The organism is Mesorhizobium sp. P2_F5 (assembly GCF_056403715.1).
Genome location: NZ_JBFUEY010000036.1, coordinates 1 through 18445, shown reverse-complemented (window position 1 = coordinate 18445; position 18445 = coordinate 1). Strand labels below are relative to the sequence as shown.

General features: G+C 59.2%; 13 protein-coding genes. 10 read left to right on the top strand and 3 right to left on the bottom strand.

The window, feature by feature from the left end:
- Positions 1–801 precede the first annotated feature (801 nt).
- Positions 802–2265 carry a coiled-coil domain-containing protein gene (locus tag AC1DYO_RS30235; protein ID WP_477268077.1) on the top strand — a complete coding sequence of 488 codons (1464 nt, stop codon included), beginning with the start codon at positions 802–804 and terminating at the stop codon, positions 2263–2265.
- Between the two features lie 453 nt (positions 2266–2718).
- Here AC1DYO_RS30235 and AC1DYO_RS30230 read toward each other — a convergent pair whose 3' ends face one another.
- The 3 genes from AC1DYO_RS30230 to AC1DYO_RS30220 all read right to left on the bottom strand — a co-directional run bounded on the left by AC1DYO_RS30230 (position 2719) and on the right by AC1DYO_RS30220 (position 4778).
- Positions 2719–2994 (bottom strand): hypothetical protein, encoded by a 276-nt coding sequence (locus tag AC1DYO_RS30230; protein WP_477268107.1) that lies wholly within the window; start codon positions 2992–2994, stop codon positions 2719–2721.
- A gap of 122 nt (positions 2995–3116) precedes the next feature.
- On the bottom strand, positions 3117–3824 hold the full coding sequence (locus AC1DYO_RS30225; RefSeq protein ID WP_477268075.1) for a Crp/Fnr family transcriptional regulator: 708 nt from the start codon (positions 3822–3824) through the stop codon (positions 3117–3119).
- Positions 3825–4199: 375 nt separating this feature from the next.
- Positions 4200–4778 carry a hypothetical protein gene (locus AC1DYO_RS30220; RefSeq protein ID WP_477268073.1) on the bottom strand — a complete coding sequence of 193 codons (579 nt, stop codon included), beginning with the start codon at positions 4776–4778 and terminating at the stop codon, positions 4200–4202.
- Between the two features lie 431 nt (positions 4779–5209).
- On the opposite strand from AC1DYO_RS30220, the gene AC1DYO_RS30215 reads away from it, so the two are divergent.
- The 9 genes from AC1DYO_RS30215 to AC1DYO_RS30175 all read left to right on the top strand — a co-directional run.
- On the top strand, positions 5210–7294 hold the full coding sequence (locus tag AC1DYO_RS30215; RefSeq protein WP_477268071.1) for a GumC family protein: 2085 nt from the start codon (positions 5210–5212) through the stop codon (positions 7292–7294).
- Positions 7295–7309: 15 nt separating this feature from the next.
- Complete coding sequence (gene nusG, locus AC1DYO_RS30210) at positions 7310–7873, top strand: transcription termination/antitermination protein NusG (protein WP_477268069.1); 564 nt, start codon at positions 7310–7312, stop codon at positions 7871–7873.
- 375 nt (positions 7874–8248) lie between these two features.
- Positions 8249–9880 carry a nucleoside/nucleotide kinase family protein gene (locus AC1DYO_RS30205; protein WP_477268067.1) on the top strand — a complete coding sequence of 544 codons (1632 nt, stop codon included), beginning with the start codon at positions 8249–8251 and terminating at the stop codon, positions 9878–9880.
- Positions 9881–10138: 258 nt separating this feature from the next.
- Positions 10139–10582 carry a GFA family protein gene (locus AC1DYO_RS30200; RefSeq protein WP_477268065.1) on the top strand — a complete coding sequence of 148 codons (444 nt, stop codon included), beginning with the start codon at positions 10139–10141 and terminating at the stop codon, positions 10580–10582.
- Positions 10583–10650: 68 nt separating this feature from the next.
- On the top strand, positions 10651–11871 hold the full coding sequence (locus tag AC1DYO_RS30195; protein ID WP_477268063.1) for a glycosyltransferase: 1221 nt from the start codon (positions 10651–10653) through the stop codon (positions 11869–11871).
- 132 nt (positions 11872–12003) lie between these two features.
- On the top strand, positions 12004–13377 hold the full coding sequence (locus AC1DYO_RS30190; RefSeq protein WP_477268061.1) for a polysaccharide biosynthesis/export family protein: 1374 nt from the start codon (positions 12004–12006) through the stop codon (positions 13375–13377).
- 373 nt (positions 13378–13750) lie between these two features.
- A complete protein-coding gene (locus tag AC1DYO_RS30185) occupies positions 13751–14629 on the top strand; it encodes a sulfotransferase family protein (protein WP_477268059.1) in 879 nt (292 codons plus the stop codon).
- Between the two features lie 157 nt (positions 14630–14786).
- The gene (locus tag AC1DYO_RS30180; RefSeq protein WP_477268057.1) at positions 14787–16292 is read left to right on the top strand and encodes a lipopolysaccharide biosynthesis protein; all 1506 of its coding nucleotides are present in this window, start codon (positions 14787–14789) and stop codon (positions 16290–16292) included.
- A 140-nt stretch (positions 16293–16432) separates the two neighbouring features.
- Positions 16433–18445, top strand: a 2013-nt coding sequence (locus tag AC1DYO_RS30175) for a cadherin repeat domain-containing protein (RefSeq protein ID WP_477268055.1), incomplete at its 3' end; no start/stop codon positions are given.

Below are 18445 nucleotides of genomic sequence, written 5' to 3'. Positions count from 1 at the left end.
GGAGGCCATGCGCCCCCTGTACGGCTTACTGCCCGCGCGCAACCAGCCAAACAGATGCTAGCCGGGTGAGTGGGCGGACGATCACGCCAGCCCAGGTGGTGGCGTGCTGTCGGCGGTCTTTGCATTCTTGGCGGATCATATTTTGGACTTCAGAGTAACCAAGTGGCGTCAGGATCCAGCTGTTAAGCTGGGACGATCTCCTCCACATTGGGCTATTGTCGCCCGCGTAGCCAATCGGGATAGTGAGGCGATCCGCCTTCCGGACTAGTCGCCGCGTTTTTATCTCCGCAATCTGTTCATGGTATAGCAGCGTTTCCCAATAATGTCGGTACTCCGCCTTTTCCCGCTCCCTAGGCGTGCAAGCATTTGCCAGGTCGACGTTATAGGCGTGGTCGAGTGCCCTAATGGTTCGCCGATATACCCCAACTTCCAACAACTCTTTGATTTGTAACGGTATCATACGGCTCCCCTGCCTGCGCAAAAGGAACGCTACGACCTCATATGGCATTCAGTCCATTCCACCACTTGGATGAGCTCACAATGCAAAAGAACTAGGATGAAGTAAAATTTTTTGCATTTGAGCGGCGGCCTCCACACCTGTTGATTAACTCATGGACTTGCGCCGGCGTGATACCCGTTCTGATGGGCGAAATGCCTAAGCCCCGCTGCCGGAGATTCGGTCCAGATCACGAGGACGAAGATCCTGGCAACGGGGGGCTTCCCCTGCGCAATCAGCGGATGTAAGGGTATATTAGCAATTCGTTAACTTCCTGTTGGAGTTTGTGTAAGGGGAGTTCGGTCATGAACTTCAGAGGCCTGATTAAGCGTGCTGAAGACGTAGACAAAGCAATTCAGGACCTGCAGACCGATTTGGCGGACGCGCTGGATGCAAGTCTCGATGCCGAAGAGCTGATGCCGCCCAAGAGCGACGATGTCCCGGAATCCGAGGCGAGATCTGGTGACGGGCCGCCCCAAGCCGATGCGGCAAATGGCGATAGTGCGAAGAACGCGGACAGTGCGGGCGATGCAGACAGTTCCGAAGCGGCGCAACGCCTGACCGCCCATACCCAGACCCGACTGGCGGCATTGAGTGCGTTTGAAGGGCTCTTCCATGACGCCAGGAACTATCTGGAGGAGATCAACGACAAGCTGTCGGAGATCGGCACCTCACACCATTTGACGCGCGAATTCCTTAACATCCTCCACAACGACATTCTTCGCGCCAACGAGCTGGAGATTGCAAATGCCGATCTGGCCGCCGAACAAAGGACGCTGTCGGAAAAGCTGCACGACGCGGTGAGAAAGCTGCGCGAGCGTGAAGGCGCATTCGAAGCGCTGCAACAGCGCGAGACAAGCCTGGTTCAGGACCGGGAGGCGCTTCGTGCAGCGCTTGCCGCGACAAGGCTGGAACTTGTGGAGACAGCCAATGCGAGCGCAAAACGCGAGGCGGAGTTCGGCGACATCGCCAAGCGGCTGACCGCCAGGACGGTCGAGGCCAACAGGCGCTTGCGCGAGAGCAAGATGCTGCGGGAAAAGCATGTCAGCCTGTCGATCGAGCTCGACAAGGCGCTGAAGCGGGAATCCCAGGCGCGCCACAGGCTCGACGAGCTCTCGACGATCCATGCCAGCGAAGCGGCGCGGCTTGCGGAGCTGCTGGCCGCGCTCGGCAAGAGCGAGAAAGAAGAGATACGGCTCCAGAAGGCATTTGAGGCCGCACAGGCGAAGCTGACGGAAACAACCGAAGCGGCCCGCATGATGGAAGGCGACAAGGAAGCCGAGCTGGCTCGCGGTCAGGCGGAAATGCGCGGGTTGGGATCGGAGATCCAGAATCTGCAATCGCGACTGGAGCAAACGTCGAACGAGAACAGCGAGGCCGCCAACGAGATCGCCAGACTCAAGGGCGAATTGAACGACACCCTGGCCGAAAAGAAAATCGCCGATGAAAGATTGTCCGCGCTCACCCAGGACAACGAAAACGACAAGATGAGTCTTTCGAAGGTGAACGCCAATCTTTCACAGCTTGCGCTGCAACAGGCATCCGAACAGATACAGTTCGACGTCCAGAGGCAGGAGTGCGAGGACCTCAAAGCCGAAATCGTGTCACTCAATGCCCGGATCAAGGAACTGCTGCCCTACGAGCGGCTCCATAAGGCCACCAGCGGTAGACCGCGCGAGGACGGGGTCGAGATAGCCGGGTTGATGGCGAAGAAAGCACGGACAACGGGCAGGCGGCGCATCCGCAGGAATGTCAGCGCCGCTTCGTAGCTCGCTTTCTCATTCCAGCGTGTCCGCGACGTCGCTTCGCACGCGCTCCAGAGGTGGCAAGGACGACAGCGCCACGATGGGAGGCCGGCACCTCACCCGGAGAGTAAACCAATGGGGCACCGGCCAGGCGGATCGACAGGTCCGCCGCGCAGCCAAGGTAGCGTGCGTCAGCACTGCAGGGCATTGGTGCGATCACGGAAGGTTCAAGCGACAATCCCCTGGTCTTCTGATTCGAACCCTTGCGGAACCTTCAGCCGACAGGCTGCAGACGCGTCCGGGACGCAATCGCGGGCCGGCCCGGATCCTTCTCAGTCGAACGGTTCGTGCTGGTAAAGCTCGTCCATGCTGAGCGATGCCAGGGCGCCGACAGGTGCCTGCTTTTTCACCCGGCCGCCGCTCAGCATCACCACGTCGTCACAAAACGAGATGGTGCTGTGATGGTGGCTGATAACCTCAATGCCCCATGTGCTGATCCTGCAGGATGGTAAGGCGCAGAAGCAGCGCACAAAGTTCGTATCGCAAGAGCGCGTGTACATCCTCGGCCGGGGCGGGTCTCGCGGCGTCCTGCTGCATCCCGGCGATCGCCTGATTCACAGCGTCGAAATCGGCAGTGAACAGGGATAGGATTCGACGAGCCGTAAGGCTCCAGTAGCGTGACGGCATCAGCAGCGGAATGTGACCGATGATCCGCGCCCAGCCATGACAGTCGCCGAACGATGGACCTGCCATGATATTCCATCGGCATGGCCTGCTCAGATTGAACGTGCGCGGAGACTGCGATCTCGACGCATGCTCGCGGCGCGGTGAACTTTCACAGTAGCGACGTGCGAGCTCCCCACGGCGCTTTGGCGTCAGGTCGAGATGTACGACCGATCAAATCCGGCTGCTTTGATAAGTCCCGCATGGTCATGCAACTCGACCACACCATTGCGGAATGAAGCCAATCCGCTTTCCCGCAAATCCTTCAACACGCGACTTACATGCACAGCCGAAAGCCCCAAGGCGTCGGCCAGTTCGGCCTGCGTCAGCGGGCATTCAAAGCGGTCCGGATAGGTCGTTGCTGATCGATGTGCGCGGCAGGCCAGTTCAAGAAGAAAGTGAGCCGTGCGTTGCACAGGTCCCCTTCTACTGACTCCGGCCAGATGTTCCGTAACCCTGGAATACCGCCTTGCCTCAGCCAGCAGAATAGTCTCGCAAATGGCCTGCGGATAGCGCGATAAACAAGTACGGACAGTACCGATCAGCTCGATCGCAGTCACATCGGAAAGAGCCGTTACCGTCTCGCCCCCTTCTCCGCTAAACTCAATCAAGGCAATTTCGCGAGGAAGCGCAAAATCGACGATGAGACGCGAGCCGTTCGGCAATGTCTTGACGAATGCGGCCCATCCCGCAGTCACTACCAGGATAAGGGATCTGGCCTGATGCGCGCGTGCAATCGTCGTGTTCGCTGGATAACGTCGGCGCACAGCTCCCGGCAGTACAGAGAATGCCTTTTCCCAACTCGCGTCAGCAAGCGTAGGTCCCCTCGCCAATCCAAAAGCCTGTTTTGAAAAGTTCATTTTGTCCTAATAGCCCCACCCCATGATCGCCCCTTCGATCAACATGGAACTGCAAACCATACACTGGACAAAAAGTTCCCTCTATCCTTTTAGCCGAATGGCGTCGCAGCCTACCACTGTTGGATACAGCCTTACCACTTTTGGGTGGATCCGTCGCACAAAACGACTTCCAGGGGGATCGCGCACTTTCGTCCCGCTCGCAGCGAGCGTGTGAACCATTGGGATGAAAGTCGACCAACGCTGGCATCTCGATCGAAGCCGGCTCCTATATTCTAGCTGCCGGAATGGCCCCAGCTACTTGTCCTGGAACTTCCGGCAGCCACGGATCGCCGCTTTCGAACATCTTTTCTAGGCCGCACCCAGCGAACGTCACCGCTACTTTGATAGCAGTCCTATTTGACGCTTTTCTGAAAGTCCCTCGGGTATCGCGGGTCGAGCTGAAGCCGGAATAGCCAATCCCACTCGCTGATCGGGAGCCTGCAATTCTTGCCAAGGCGAGCCGGCGATCACCCGGGTATCTCTTTCGAGCCCCTGCGTTGCGCCAGCCGAAACGATTTGCTCCATTGGCTTGGCTGCCGACTTCCGGCGTCGCAGGGCACGTTTGGCGTTGTAAGTCTGCCATCTTTCTTCGGCCACCTCCAGGTCGTCGAGTGCCGATATGACCGATGCAAGGCGCTTTTCGATTTGGGCAAGTCGCCTCCAGCTGGAAAGCAAGGCAACTGAAACCAGCAAACTGTAGGCCAAAACGACAACGGCTGCTCCTGCGGGACTTTCGATGCCGAATACAATCAAGGCCCCGGCTCCAATAAAAAAGGCAAGAGCCCCGTAGACCAGCAACCGGGCCCTATTCAGAAGAAGCATCAACGGCCATGTTGCAGACAGCATTAGAATGGACAACGGTCTGCTGACCGCCCAATCTACAAGCCCCGGAACAACGTCACTGTAAGTGTCCATATCAACCTCGGGCTGGACGAGGCCGGCCGCTTGCTCGGCGCCTGGGAGCGTAGGTTCTCCTGGGCGCCTGATCGTGGTCGGCGATGGCGTTCTAGACCTCCCGGAAGAGCGACAGATTTCCCGGCGAATGTCCTAAGGTCTGAAAGGCTTGTCGGGTAGACCAGATCGACCTTTAGCCGATTTACTACTCAATAATGGTAATGGCGACGATGTTCGCGAAGCTGTTATGTTTCGGACTGGCCGGCGATGCTACCGGTCGTCGGGCGGGAGCGATTTGGACATACCGAATGGCGGGGACCAACCCTGTTAGGTGTTTTCATTGCGCTTAAACAGGCGGTTGCCCGAATTATTTTGACGTGAAGCAAATTCAGCCGACGCTGGAGGGGCGGAGTTGTGCTGCTGATCGCAAGGATTCGGAAATGGCAAGTCCAATGGACAATCCGATCATAACCCGAGAGTTGCTACCATTGGACGTCAGGGAGATCCTTGATTTCTTCCTCCGCCGATGGAAGCTCGTGTGCAGCATTGCAGCGGTCACCTTCGGCATATTTTTGGTTGCCGCCTATGTGCTTCCGCCATCGTATACAGGGGCTGCACAAATCTTACTCGATTCCCCGATCGACTATATGACTCCGCAGGATTATTCCAATTCTGATTTTGCCGACAATTCGACATTCATCGAAAGTCAGATTGCGGTTCTGAGATCCGCATCGCTCCTTCAGAAGGTCGTCGACAGCGAAAAGCTGACGGAGGATCCCAAGATCGGGTTGGGGGCATTAGGATGGCTGCAAGGCGCGCTCGGAGTCTCGCGTGTCGGGATGGCGGATGTTATTGAGATTTCAGTGACCGCTTACGACCCGGGAAAAGCAGCCTCCCTGGCGAACGCAATATCCCAGGCCTATCTCGCTGATCGCGTAAGGTCTCGCTACGAAGGGGCCAGGAAAGCGTCCACATGGCTCAGTGAGCGGGCCGCATCTCTGCGAGCGGAACTGAGCGTTTCGGAACAGGCCGTCCAGAAGTTTCGGATCGATCACAATTTGTTGGCGACGCCAGCAGGCAGTTTGACTGACCAGCAGCTGTCCGAATTGAACATCGCGTTGATTAACGCGCGCGCCGAACTGTCGGAGAAACGGGCACAATTTCAACAAGTTGACAAATTGCAGACTAGCGGAGGCGACATCCAGTCGATACCGGACGTACTGCAATCCGTGGTGATCAGCGCACTTCGTGCTCAGCTCTCTGGAGTGACACGACGGGAAGCCGACCTCAAATTGAAATATGGCGATCGGCATCCGGATGTCATGACGGCTCAGGCAGAGCGCCGCGACATCGAGGGACAGATCGCCGCCGAAGTACAGCGTCTCATTGGCAATCTGAAGAATGAAGTCGATGCCGCAGAGGCCCGGGAAGCTTCTCTGGCTCGAGCCTTGGATTCAGTATCCAACCGGTCCGAAATCGAAGGTCAGGTCGGCGTCCAATTGCGCGATCTGGAGAGGATTGCCGCCGCGAACAAGGAACTCTTTGAGACATTCCTGTCACGCGCCAAGCTCACCGAGGAGAAGTCCACCCTCCTCAACAGCGGCGTGCGTGTGATCACCGACGCGGGTGTTCCGGATTCGCCGAGCTTCCCGAACAGGCCTCTTTTTGCGGCCCTGGGACTTGTCCTCGGCCTCTTCGTCGGGGGCGCCGGCGCCGTTCTTCGTGAACTTTTCGCTTCCGGCTTCATGGCAAAGAAGCAGATAGAGGACGAGTTGGCAGTTCCGGTTCTTGCGTCCATGCCAAGGATGTCGGGCTGGTCGAGAGACGGCCAGTCGCAAGCCCAGCCTGTGGCCTATCTCGAACGCAGGCCACTATCCAGGTATAGCGAAGCCGTGCGGCGGCTTCGTCTGGGCATCGAGGCGACACCGGAACTGATCCGATCCCCCCGCCTCATGCTGGTGACATCGGCGATGCCCGGCGAAGGAAAGACAACCCTGGTATTGAGCCTGGCTTGCTCCGCCGCCGCCGATGGCGAACGGGTTCTGGTCGTCGATGCGGACTTGCGGCTTTCTGCTGCCACGGCCTTCTTCGGCATGGCGGATAAGGTCGGGTTGGTCGACGTTCTGACTTTGCCGATGAGGGCTGCAAACGCAATTCATCGGGACGAACGCTCGGGGATTTCCCTCCTCCCTGCCGGCACAAGGACCCGGAACCCGCCTGCCCTTCTTGCTTCCGCGCGAATGCGCTCGGTCCTCAACGAGCTTCGCGGGAGATTCGACACGGTGATCATTGACGCACCACCTGTTGGACCTGCGGCCGATGCCTCGATCCTGGCGAGGTATGTCGACAAAGTCCTCTTTGTCGTGAAGTGGCGTGAAACCTCGCGCGAGGCCGTTGCCGAAGGAATTCGCCATCTTGGCGGCCGTTCCAAGATTGCCGGCATCGCCTTGACGATGGTGGAGGAACCAAAGATGCCGAAATATGGCCGCTACACGTCCTTGGAAAGTAGCGTTTCTGACAGTTACTATCTCAACTAGAGAAAATATTTCGCCATGCAGCGCGCTGACTTATCTCATATTCACTCTCTTGAGCCGGCAGGAAAAATTCACGACGGGGACGCCGCGCGTTGGTGCGTGGTCCAGACGCACCAACATTCGGAGAGCTTGGCGGAGCGGCACCTGTTGTCGCAAAACTTCCAAACCTATCTGCCCAAGCGAAGACGAACCGTTCGCCACGCTCGCATTGTCAGAACCGTCTCCAGTGCGTATTTCGACTGCTATCTGTTCGTCTCGCTGGCTGTTCATCAGCAGAGTTGGTACCCGATCAACTCGACCGTCGGCGTCCGAAAACTCGTGATGAGCAAAGGAATGCCGATACCGGCGCCATATGGTGTGATTGAGTCTTTGATCTCAGCAACCGATGACGACGGTATTTTGCACCCGGACATTCTATTGAGGCCGGGTCAAAGAGTTAGGATAATAGACGGACCGTTTTCGGATCAGCTTGGCATTCTTGATCATGTCGGAAGTGCTGGAGCAGTCAGAATTCTCCTCGATATTATGAACCGGTCGATTCCAATTACGATCGACCGGGATAAACTTTCTGCAATTTCTTGAATTCTAGGCGTTAGCTTTCACCTAACGATTTTTACGCGGACGATGCTGAGACCATCGGGGAAGGAGGGATGAATTGGCACCCAATTCACCCTCGATGCGGCAGCTTGCAAAAGCCGACATCCCAGCCTTCAGGCCGGCATTGAGAACATTGGATGCTACGTCCCACCAGTCAGCCGCCAATGGATGGATATGGCGCCAATTCGACGACTTGCAGGCGATGAGCGATTGACTCTCGACGCGATCAACTGGGGAAACCCCTTGCAACTTTCACGGAAATCCAAACCCGGAAGCCACCGTCCCGCGGACCCTGGAGCGCCTCGGGACGGTCTGCAGCCGCAACAGTATCGTCGCTGGGCTCCAGAGGCCAAGGCAAGCATGCTGACCGAAGCGTTGACGCCGGGGGCGAGTGTTCCAGCGCCAGCCAGGGTGGTTGGCGCAAGCCCGTCGGGCAGCAGAGCAGATGCAGGTCTTACACATACCGACGGAAGCGCCCCCTTCCTGCCCCTCAAGACGGTGCCGTCCCTGCCGATCGCCACAGAATTGTTTCGAGCATTCAATGAGGGCGGTCTGAAGTACGGAATAATTCAGGATCTCGCATCCCTGCAATATGGACTTGCGGGCCGGGACGATCTGGATGTCCTTCTGGACAAACACGACTACCCAGCCTTCTGCTCGATCGTGAGCAAGCTGCACGGCTGTCGCAGCGTGAGCCTGTCCTGCTACGACAATGTCTGCGCCGGCCGAGAGGACTGGTTTCTGCCCGACTTTTCGCATGGCCGCTATCTCCATCTCGACATGCATATCGGGGTCCGGGTCGGCTGGGAGTTTCGTAAGCGCTATCCCGTATTCGACTATGCGGCGATTACGCGATGGGAGACGATTTGTGTCAACGGCGTAGCGGTCCCCGTCGTCTCTCCCGAAGATGAGATTCGAATAGCAATTGCACGCTTCGCCTTTCGGGCCTGGGGGCCGCCGTGGAGGCAATGGATCACCGTTGGGGATGGTTGGAAGGACCAATTTGCACGCCTGCCATTTTTGTCGGGCGAGCAAGGCTTGCATGTCGTGGAATACACGCTTGGCGGCGGGAGAATCGCGAGCTGCAGGTTTCTGCAAAGCGCCGGCGGCCTCGTCGCCCACCGCGGAGATCTTGCCGGACTGCGGCGTTCAATCCGGGAAATATGCGGCTTCACGGGACGCTACGCAGTAGCCGACGCCGGCGTTCATCTAGCCCGCAAGACCACGTATCTTGCATTGAGATCCCTTCAGCGATTGATGCCCGGCAGATTTCCACCAAAGAGACGGCCTGCGGCTGGTGGCTTTGTAGTGGCGCTCATAGGGCCTGATGGCATGGGAAAGAGCACTCAGGTTGATCGGCTGACGCAGATATTTCGATGGAAATTCGGGTGTGCGCAAGCATATGTCGGAACCGGAGACGGCAATGGGTGGTGGCTTCGCAAGGCGTTGCAGACCCTGGTTTTTCCCCATAGACGCCGCCTTAAGTCCTTGGCCCAGCAAGGTGGCAACAATTCCGCTGGCCGAAATTGGTCGAAGGGAGGAGTTGCTGCCGCCGCATTGGCATTGTGGGCAGTTTTGATCGCGTTTGAGCGATACGCTGTCGTGAAACGTGCACATCGATGGGCGACGCGCGGCCTGATCGTCATTTGCGACAGGTGGCCGCAAGCGCTCGGCAGGGGATATCTGGACGGTCCAACCATCCCACAGCACCTGTTCTCCGTCCCTGGCTTGTCAGCTCTCGCCCGGCTCGAGCAGAGGCTCTATCAGAAGATGGCGGAATGCCGGCCACACCTCACTTTGCACCTCGTTTCCGATTTTGCCGTCTCCGAGCAGCGAAAGCCGGGAGAAATCAGGAAAGAAGCCTTCGATGCGCGGCTGTCGCTGATGGCGGAGCTGCGAGCCAAGGACAAGACCATCCAAACCATTGACGCAAGCGCTGGCATTGAGGCGGTCGGCCGCGAACTGTTCAGGCATATCTGGCTGTCTTTGTGAGAGGCAGGGCGGGCGGCTCATCGGCCAGTCCCCAACAGCCCCTGACGCACGGCGTTCCGCCATCGCGAATCGACAGGTGTTCCCTGCCAGGCGGGGGAAAGACCGCCGAACGCTCGCGCTCGATGGCGGCGCGTTGCTAGAGCCTGTTTCATCCCGGGATCAGCACGGGGCTCCGACTCGAACGAGCCAATATGGCTCTGTTTCGGACGAGCACCTGTCCCACCCGGCCCGCAGCTCCACGCAATGACGGAGGTTGCCATGTTCGACACCATACGCAGGACCGGCAGTTGCCTGTGCGGCGGCGTGCAGTTCTCGGTCCGCGGTCCGCCGCTCCGCATTGGTCTTTGCCATTGCAAGGATTGCCGCAAGGCCGGCGGCTCGGCCTATTCGGCCTTTGCCATCTGGCCGCGCGAGGCCTTCGAGAAGACGGGCCTCGTCAGTTCCTATGGCATGCGCAGCTTTTGCCCGACCTGCGGCGGCCGCGTCGCCCGGGTCGACGACAACGAGGCCGAGGTGATGATCGGCAGCCTCGACGTCGCGCCGACCGATCTCGTACCCGAATATGAATTGTGGACCGCAAGACGCGAAACCTGGCTGCATGCCTTGCCCGGCACCGAACAGTTCGAGCGCGACCGGCCAACGGCGAACAGCCCAGAAGTGCCGGCGCCGAGGTCGCTGTCGGAGGTCCATGCGGCCGCCTGAAATCTGATTTTGCGCTCGCCCTTTCACCCGGATGCGCCCGGATTTCATGTCCCCTGAGGTATAAGCAAATGAAGATCGTTCATGTGCTCACCAGACTGCTTCGGGCAGGTTCCGAAGAGAACACATTGGCCTGCTGTCTAGCTCAGGCGCGGCACGGCCACGACGTGCTTTTGGTTCACGGCGAGGAGTATGACCCGAGGTTGCGGGCATCCGTTGCCGGAGCCATCAGAGTGGTGACTCTGGAAAAACTCATCAATTCGATTTCACCATCCCGCGACATTTCTGCATTCGGGCAACTCACTCGCCTTATGCGTGATTGGCGGCCTGACATCGTGCACACACATCAAAGCAAAGCCGGTATCGTCGGCCGGCTTGCTGCCAGGGAAGCCAATATCCCTTGCATCATCCATGGCGTGCACATTTTGCCTTTCGTGCATGTGGGCTGCGCGCGGAGGCTGATATTTCTGGGTGCCGAACGCCTGGCCGCGAAGTTCACGCGCGCTTTCATCGATGTCAGCCAGGCTATGCGCGACATTTGCATCGCCAATCATCTGGGCAGCGCCGATCAGCACCATGTCGTTCACTCCGGCTTCGATCTGGCGCGCTTCGCGAACGCGCAATGGCCGCAAGACCCCCATCTGCTTCTGGGGACGGCCGCCGGAGAGCCAAAGCCACCGGTGGTCCTGATGCTGGCTGCACTGGAGCCGAGAAAACGCCATGTAGAGTTCATTGAAACATTTGGGCAAGTCGTCGACCGGATTCCCAATGTGCGACTGATCCTGGCCGGTGAGGGGCCGGCGCGATCCGCTATTGAATCGGCGATTGAACGATCCCCGTTCGCAAACAACATTCGCATGATCGGATACCATAGCGAGCCTGAGCGGCTGATCAGTCTAGCAGACGTGTGTGTGCTGACGTCGATGCGAGAAGGACTGCCTCGCGTCATGATGCAGTATCTGGCGGGCGGTCGAGCCAGTGTGGTCTCGCATCTGCCAGGAGTGGAAGAGGTTGTGAAGCATGGCGTGAATGGAATTGTGACGCCCGGAGAAGACGTTGGCGCCGCAGCGGCTGCGATCGCCGACCTTCTCCAAAATGAGCACTGCCGCGCTCGACTGGCTGATGGCGCGAAACTCACCGACCTTTCATCCTGGGGGCTGGATGCCATGTGCGATAGGGTCGAGTTGATTTATCAATCCGTTCTTGAATCAGCCCTTTCATCCGCAAGGCCAACCGAGACGCGAATTCGCGATGGCCTCGCCAAGCAACCCTTAGGACTGCCCGGATTTTGATCCCTTTTGCTCCTTCGAAGGAGCACGGATTTCCAAGGCTTACTGCTCGAACCTAACGAACACCTGCTGTCACGCTCCGGTCGACGAATGTCGATTGGTCCTGACGGCAGGCAAGACAACCGGAGTACGACGATGCGTTTGCGTGCTGACCAGCAATTTCCTTCCAAGCTTTTGCGAATGAAGGATTGGGGCCGACGGCTTTTTCCCGGATTTGAACCTGTGGCCGGCCGCATGCTGGCAATGATTTGTGGTCTCGCCATTGCCTTTTTTCTGCTCACCGCAGATGCAGCCCGTGCGGATGGATATACATTCGACACCGGTGACGTCCTGCGTGTATCCGTGATTGGCGAGGAATCCTATCCGCTGGACGTCGTGGTCGATGATCGGGGCTCGATATCACTTCCCATGTTGGGTGATATTCAGGCGCGCGGCATCACCGCCGTTGCCCTTTCGCAGGCCATTCAGCGTGCATTTCAGCAGCAGAAGCTCATCCTCGAGCCGTTCGTGAGAGTGGAGATCGGTCAGTACCGGCCATTCTTTATTTCCGGAACGGTGGCTCATCCCGGATCGTACCCGTTTCAACCCGGAATTACGGTTCGGCATGCGCTCACCATAGCCGGCGGCTTTCGGGCCACCGTCGTGGGAAACACGGAGCCGGCCCTGCAAATAGCTGATCTGCGCAGCGCACGCGCAGGTCTGGCGATCGAAGAATATCGTCTGAAGGTTCGGCTCGCCCGGCTTCAGGCGGAAAGCCGGGCGGACAAATCCTTCGTTGCGCCGGCGGATCCGCCGGTCGAGTTTGGCGGACACTTGATTGCCGACATCATTGCGTCCGAACAAGCGCAACTGGACGCCCGCCTTACCGCATATCGGGATGACGTTTCCTTCTTCGAAGTCTCGCTGGATCGGGCCAGGAAGGAAGCAGATATGGTCGCTGCCACGCGAAAAGAGAGGGAAAAGACCGCCAACCTTCAACTCGAGGAACTGCAGTCTGCCCGGTCGCTGCGGGAAAAAGGTCTGGTAACCAACTCGAATGTCATGACGGCGGAAAGAGCCCATACGAGCTATCGCGCCGAACTTGCGCAGACCGAACTGCAGCAGGAGCAGGCGCGGCAGGCGATGCTGAACTCGGAGAGTGAGCTGAGAAAGAAGAAGCAGAGTTATGAAATGGACTTGATCTCGCAAACGCAGGATACGCAGGTCGAGCTGGGAAAAATTCAAAGTCAGATAAGGTATGTTGCCGATAAGCTTCTCTTTATCTTCACATATGGCGAACAGAGGACCTTCGACGACCTGCAAGGCTCGGTGAAGATTTCGATTTTCAGGCGCGACCAGAAAGTCGCCCACGACATCGTCGCCGATGAAAATACGGAAGTCAGAGCTGGCGACGTCATCGAGGTTTCGATCGTGGCCAACAAGGGGTTCTACGCACCGGACACGTCCGGAACAATGGCGGCGCCCAATGCCGAAGGCCCGGCACTTCAGCCAAGCGTTGTCGGCCAGTAGCACCAATAGCTGTCCGCTTCATCGAACACGGCTTGCTGCAGGCCGTCGTCGCTCCGCGACATTCTTGCTTCGTGCCTTGATCGGCCGACCTGGTCCGGCCTCGGCCTATCAGGGATAAGAATCTCGTCTCCAGAACTTTGGCATGATCTTTGGGACAGCACTGGCAGTCGTGGGGAACTGCCTCCGGCGGCCGAATTCCCATGTCGAAACGGAGCAGAGCGGATACCTCCTCCGTGCAGCGGTGCTCCGCAAGATGTTACGTCGCGCCCGGCGCCGCCTTCCCATCGTCCGATCACGCATCGCGGGTGCAATCCGCAGCCTGTCGTGCGGATCGGCGCAATCCTGGCTCACCCTTTAGCGACGGAGACTTGTGATGACAGAAAAAGAGCTGAAACCTCCGATTTTTCTGATCGGCAACTATCGGTCGGGGACCACAATTGCACAAAAATTGATCGGGCTGCATCCCGACATCGTTACCTGGTATGAGCCAAAAACCTTATGGCTATACGCCGATCCGGCGCGGCGTCATGACGAATTCGTCGAAACCGATGCCACCGATAGGGTCGCTCGTTACATTCGCGGCCGGTTCCTCGACTATCAGTCGCGGCACGGTGACCGGCAAATTATGGAAAACACGCCTGCCAACGTCTTGCGAGTGCCGTTTGTCCACGGGATTTTTCCTGAGGCTATATTTCTCTATATTACGAGGAACCCATTTTCGTACATAAGCTCGATGGAGCTTAAGTGGCAGCGAGCAAAGTCTATCAAGGGACTAATACGCCTCTTGAAAATCACTCCTGTCACACAAATCCATTATTACGCAAAAGATGTTATAAAACAGATGGTCACAAAAAGGCTGCTTGGGAGGAAATACACATCGATCTATGGGCCACGTTACAATGGAATAGATCGGGATTTGAAGGAGCATGAAAAGTTGACGGTGATCGCGCGCCAATGGGCGCGTGGCAATCGAAGGGCTCGAGAAGATCTCGCCAGGTTGGGCAACGGCCGCGTGCTGTCCTTTCGCTATGAGGATTTGATACAGGATCCCGAGTTGGTCTTGCGCCGCATCTATGAACATTGCGGGCTGAATTGCACCGACGACATCGCTCGCCAAGCCAAGGAGATGATCGACCCCGGCCGCCAGCAGAAGTGGCTCCGCCTCGAAAAGAAGGACCTGACGGCGATCATACCGGAGGTCCGGGATGAGATGGAGTTCTATCGCTACGAAATTCCGTCGCTTCTTCAATAGGTGAGGCGCGTAAGGCGCGGGCGGTCGGCCCGGCGGCCGAGCCCCCATTGTGACCAATGCGATCGTGACGTTGCGGGCCGAGTATCAGCCGTCGCTCGGCGAATCCAGAGTCGCCGCAATGGTCCCTGTTTGGGCCGGCCGAGGAGTGGAGACAGACGTGAGCAATGACAGGCGCGGGTTGGCAAAACAAAGTGTCGTGGGCATGTTCTGGACGTCCTTGTCCATGGGTGCCCTCGCGGTCGCGGAGCTTGTCGCTCTTCTCATCCTGGCCCGGCTGTTATCGCCCAATGAGTTCGGTCTTTACTCCGCAGCGCTGATCGTCATCAAGTTTTCAGCGATCTTCCAGGGACTTGGCATTACCCCCGCGATCGTCCAACGACCTGTGCTGGAAGAGCGGCATATTCGGGTCGGGTTCACCTTGTCGTGCCTCCTCGGCCTGGTCGTGTCCGCGTTGGTCTGGGCGATGGCACCGGCAATTGCCGGTCTCCTTCGGCTCGCCGATCTGGCTCCGGTCGTTCGTGCCATCTGCTTTGTGTTTCTTTTCCAAGGGGCTTCCATGGTGGCATTGGCCGCGGCTCAACGCGCGCTGCGATTCCGCTGGCTGGCGCTCGTCGATGCCTGCGCCTTCGCCACAGGCTACGTCGTTGCCGGTCCGCTCCTGGCTTGGCTCGGCTTCGGCATCTGGGCCCTTGTCGGCGCGCTCCTGATCCAGCAATTCATCCGCATGGTCGTGCTGCTCGCTGGCCAGCCGCATCCAATGCGGCCTTTGCTGGAGCGGCGCGCCATCACCGAACTGCTCTATTTCGGAAGCGGTTTCACCATTGCCCGGGTATGCAATTATCTCGCTACCCAGGCGGACAGGCTTGTCGTGGGCCGCTGGCTCGGCGCCGATGCGCTTGGACTGTACGGCCTGTCGTCACAACTGATGACGACGCCCGCAGTCATCGTCGGACAGGTTCTCGATCGGGTGCTGTTCCCAACCATGGCGCTGGTCCAGGAGCAGCCCGCGCGGCTTGCTCGTGCCTATCGCAGCGCAGTCGCGGGTTGCGCTCTGCTTGTCCTGCCGGCCAGTGTGGTCGTGGCAATCGTCGCGCCGGAGTTGGTTGCGGTCATTCTCGGGCGGGGATGGGTAGGGGTAGTCGCCCCGCTCCAGATTCTAGCGTTCAGCATGCTTTTCCGCACGAGCTACAAGCTTAGCGATTCCGTCTCGCGCGCAACGGGAACGGTCTACGCTCGCGCCTGGCGCCAGGCGGTGTTCACCCTCGGCGTCTTCGCCGGCTCCCTCATAGGGCAATTCTGGGGCATAGAGGGCGTGGCGTTCGGCGTCGGCGCGGCCTTCGGAATCAACTTCTTGCTCATGGCACAGCTGAGCCTCCGCGTGACCGGGATGACATGGGGGGACTTCCTTGCGGCACACCTGCCCGGGCTCGCGCTCGCGGGCGTTATCGGAACCGGCGTCTGGGCACTCGTGGAATGGCTGCGCGAGTTCCATCTATCTCCTCTTCCCCTGCTCATCGATACGGCATTGCTGGCATCTGCCGGGGGCTTGCTGCTGTGCTGGATCCTGCCCTCGCTGTTTCTCGGGCGGGACGGGCAATCACTGCTTCGCTTGCTCGCTGCGGTGGCGCCCGCCTGGCCCAGGATGAAGAAGGCAACTGACTAGTCAACGACAGAACATTTGGGCCGCGGCTTTCGTGCGCTGCGTTACCGTCGCCATGCTCGATCTGGGTATCGGAACTGACGCCCTGTCGGGGACGTGGCGATTCCGGATTTAATCGAGAGAAATGCGAAAAGGAATCCAACATGGCTAAACTGCCTGAGCATCCCTGGGGTGACGCGAAACTCTTGATGACGGAGTTCGGCATCGACGCCTTCGACTGGCTGAACATAGACAATTGGGCCCAGCCTACCGGATCAGCGAGCGGCAGCGAGACTCCGCGCGTACTCTCCGAGCTTGGCGATGGGCTCGCTGCCGAAACCGGCAAGGGCAATCACACCACCAGCTTTGATCCTGCCGCAAACCAGCTCGATCTCGTCTCCGAGCATCAGATCACGCCGGCATGGGGGAGCGAGGGTGGATTGAAACCGACTGGCCTCACCGAGGCGGCAGCCAGACTTGGCATTCATCTGGACAGCACGCTTCTCGACAGGCTTGCGGCGAAGGCCTCTGGGTTGTGGCACAATGTGGAAAAGGGTCACGCCGACAGCTTTCTGACCTCCACCACCACTATCCCTGAGGCAGTTGCTGACATCGGCACGGTCTCGACGCGCGCCGCGGTCACCACCAGCAGCCTCCTCGCTGCCAGCTCTAGTGCGATCGACCCGATCTTCGAGACAAGGGTGGCGACCGCCGGCGACGATGTCGAGCAGAAGGGCTCGGGCGCGATCTCAACCAACACCAACGATCTGGAACTGGGCTATGACAGCAGCACCCGCCAGACGGTAGGCATCCGCTTCACCGGCATCGACATACCGCAAGGCGCCACCATCACCAGCGCCTACATCCAGTTCCAGGCCAATGAGGTAAAGACCGGCGCGACCTCGCTGCTGATCAAGGGCGAAGATGCCGACGACGCGAGCGCCTTCACCAGCGTCAGCTTCAACGTGTCCTCACGCGCGACGACGGACGCGTCCGCCGCCTGGACGCCGGACCCGTGGACCACGGTCGGCGCCCACGGCTTGGCCGAGCGCTCGCCGGACCTGTCGACGATCGTGCAGGAGATCGTCAACCGCTCGGGCTGGGCGGCGCTCAACGACATGGCATTTATAGTTACCGGCACCGGGACGCGCACGGCCGATTCCTACGAATATTCGCCGACCGGCGCTCCGCTGCTGCACATCGAATATCTGCTGCCTGCATCCGGCGCTCCGGTGGCCTTCAACACCCCGGCCGACGCCGACGCCGCCGCCAACCAGATCGCCGAGCTCGCCGCGGCAGGTGTACCTACCGGGATCACCGCCTCGGCCACGGATCCCGATGCCGGCTCGACCGTCACCTATAGTCTCAACGATTCACGCTTCGCCATCGACGCCAGCAGCGGCGTCATCACGCGCTCAGCCACCGGCACGCTCGACTTTGAGACCCAGCCGTCGATCAATCTGACAGTGACGGCAACCTCTTCCGACGGAGGCACCGCCAACCAGGTCTTCACCCTCGCCGTCCTCAACAGCCCTGAGCCGGTCGCCTTCAATTCCTCGCCGGACGCCAACCCCGCCGCCAACCAGATTGGCCAGAACGCCGCCGCCGGCACGGCGATCGGGATCACCGCCGCGGCCACGGATCCCGATGCCGGCTCGACCGTCACCTATAGCATCGACGACTCTCGCTTCGCCATCAATGCCAGCACCGGTGTCATCACGCGCTCGAGTACCGGCACGCTCAACGCGACGTCGGAGCCGTCGATCGCCCTCACCGTCACTGCCACCTCGTCCGATGGCAGCATCGATACCCATGCCTTCAACGTCGACGTCACGGCCAACCAGCTGCCGGTGGCCTTCAATACCCCTCCCGACGCCAACGCCGCCGCCAACCAGATCGCCGAGCTTGCCGCGGCAGGTGCACCCACCGGGATCACCGCCTCGGCCACGGATCCCGATGCCGGCTCGACAGTCACTTACAGCATCAATGACTCGCGCTTCGCCATCGACGCCAGCAGCGGCGTCATCACGCGCTCAACCACCGGCACGCTCGACTTTGAGACCCAGTCGTCGATTAATCTGACAGTGACGGCAACCTCGTCCGACGGAAGCACCGCCAACCGGGCCTTCAGCCTCGCCGTCCTCAACAGCCCTGAGCCGGTCGCCTTCAACTCCTCG

Coding starts and splice junctions, on each gene's coding strand:
- AC1DYO_RS30235 (WP_477268077.1), top strand. CDS start 802: ATGAACTTCAGAGGCCTGATTAAGCGTGCTGAAGACGTAGACAAAGCA.
- AC1DYO_RS30230 (WP_477268107.1), bottom strand. CDS start 2,994: ATGGCAGGTCCATCGTTCGGCGACTGTCATGGCTGGGCGCGGATCATC.
- AC1DYO_RS30225 (WP_477268075.1), bottom strand. CDS start 3,824: ATGAACTTTTCAAAACAGGCTTTTGGATTGGCGAGGGGACCTACGCTT.
- AC1DYO_RS30220 (WP_477268073.1), bottom strand. CDS start 4,778: ATGGACACTTACAGTGACGTTGTTCCGGGGCTTGTAGATTGGGCGGTC.
- AC1DYO_RS30215 (WP_477268071.1), top strand. CDS start 5,210: ATGGACAATCCGATCATAACCCGAGAGTTGCTACCATTGGACGTCAGG.
- nusG (WP_477268069.1), top strand. CDS start 7,310: ATGCAGCGCGCTGACTTATCTCATATTCACTCTCTTGAGCCGGCAGGA.
- AC1DYO_RS30205 (WP_477268067.1), top strand. CDS start 8,249: ATGCTGACCGAAGCGTTGACGCCGGGGGCGAGTGTTCCAGCGCCAGCC.
- AC1DYO_RS30200 (WP_477268065.1), top strand. CDS start 10,139: ATGTTCGACACCATACGCAGGACCGGCAGTTGCCTGTGCGGCGGCGTG.
- AC1DYO_RS30195 (WP_477268063.1), top strand. CDS start 10,651: ATGAAGATCGTTCATGTGCTCACCAGACTGCTTCGGGCAGGTTCCGAA.
- AC1DYO_RS30190 (WP_477268061.1), top strand. CDS start 12,004: ATGCGTTTGCGTGCTGACCAGCAATTTCCTTCCAAGCTTTTGCGAATG.
- AC1DYO_RS30185 (WP_477268059.1), top strand. CDS start 13,751: ATGACAGAAAAAGAGCTGAAACCTCCGATTTTTCTGATCGGCAACTAT.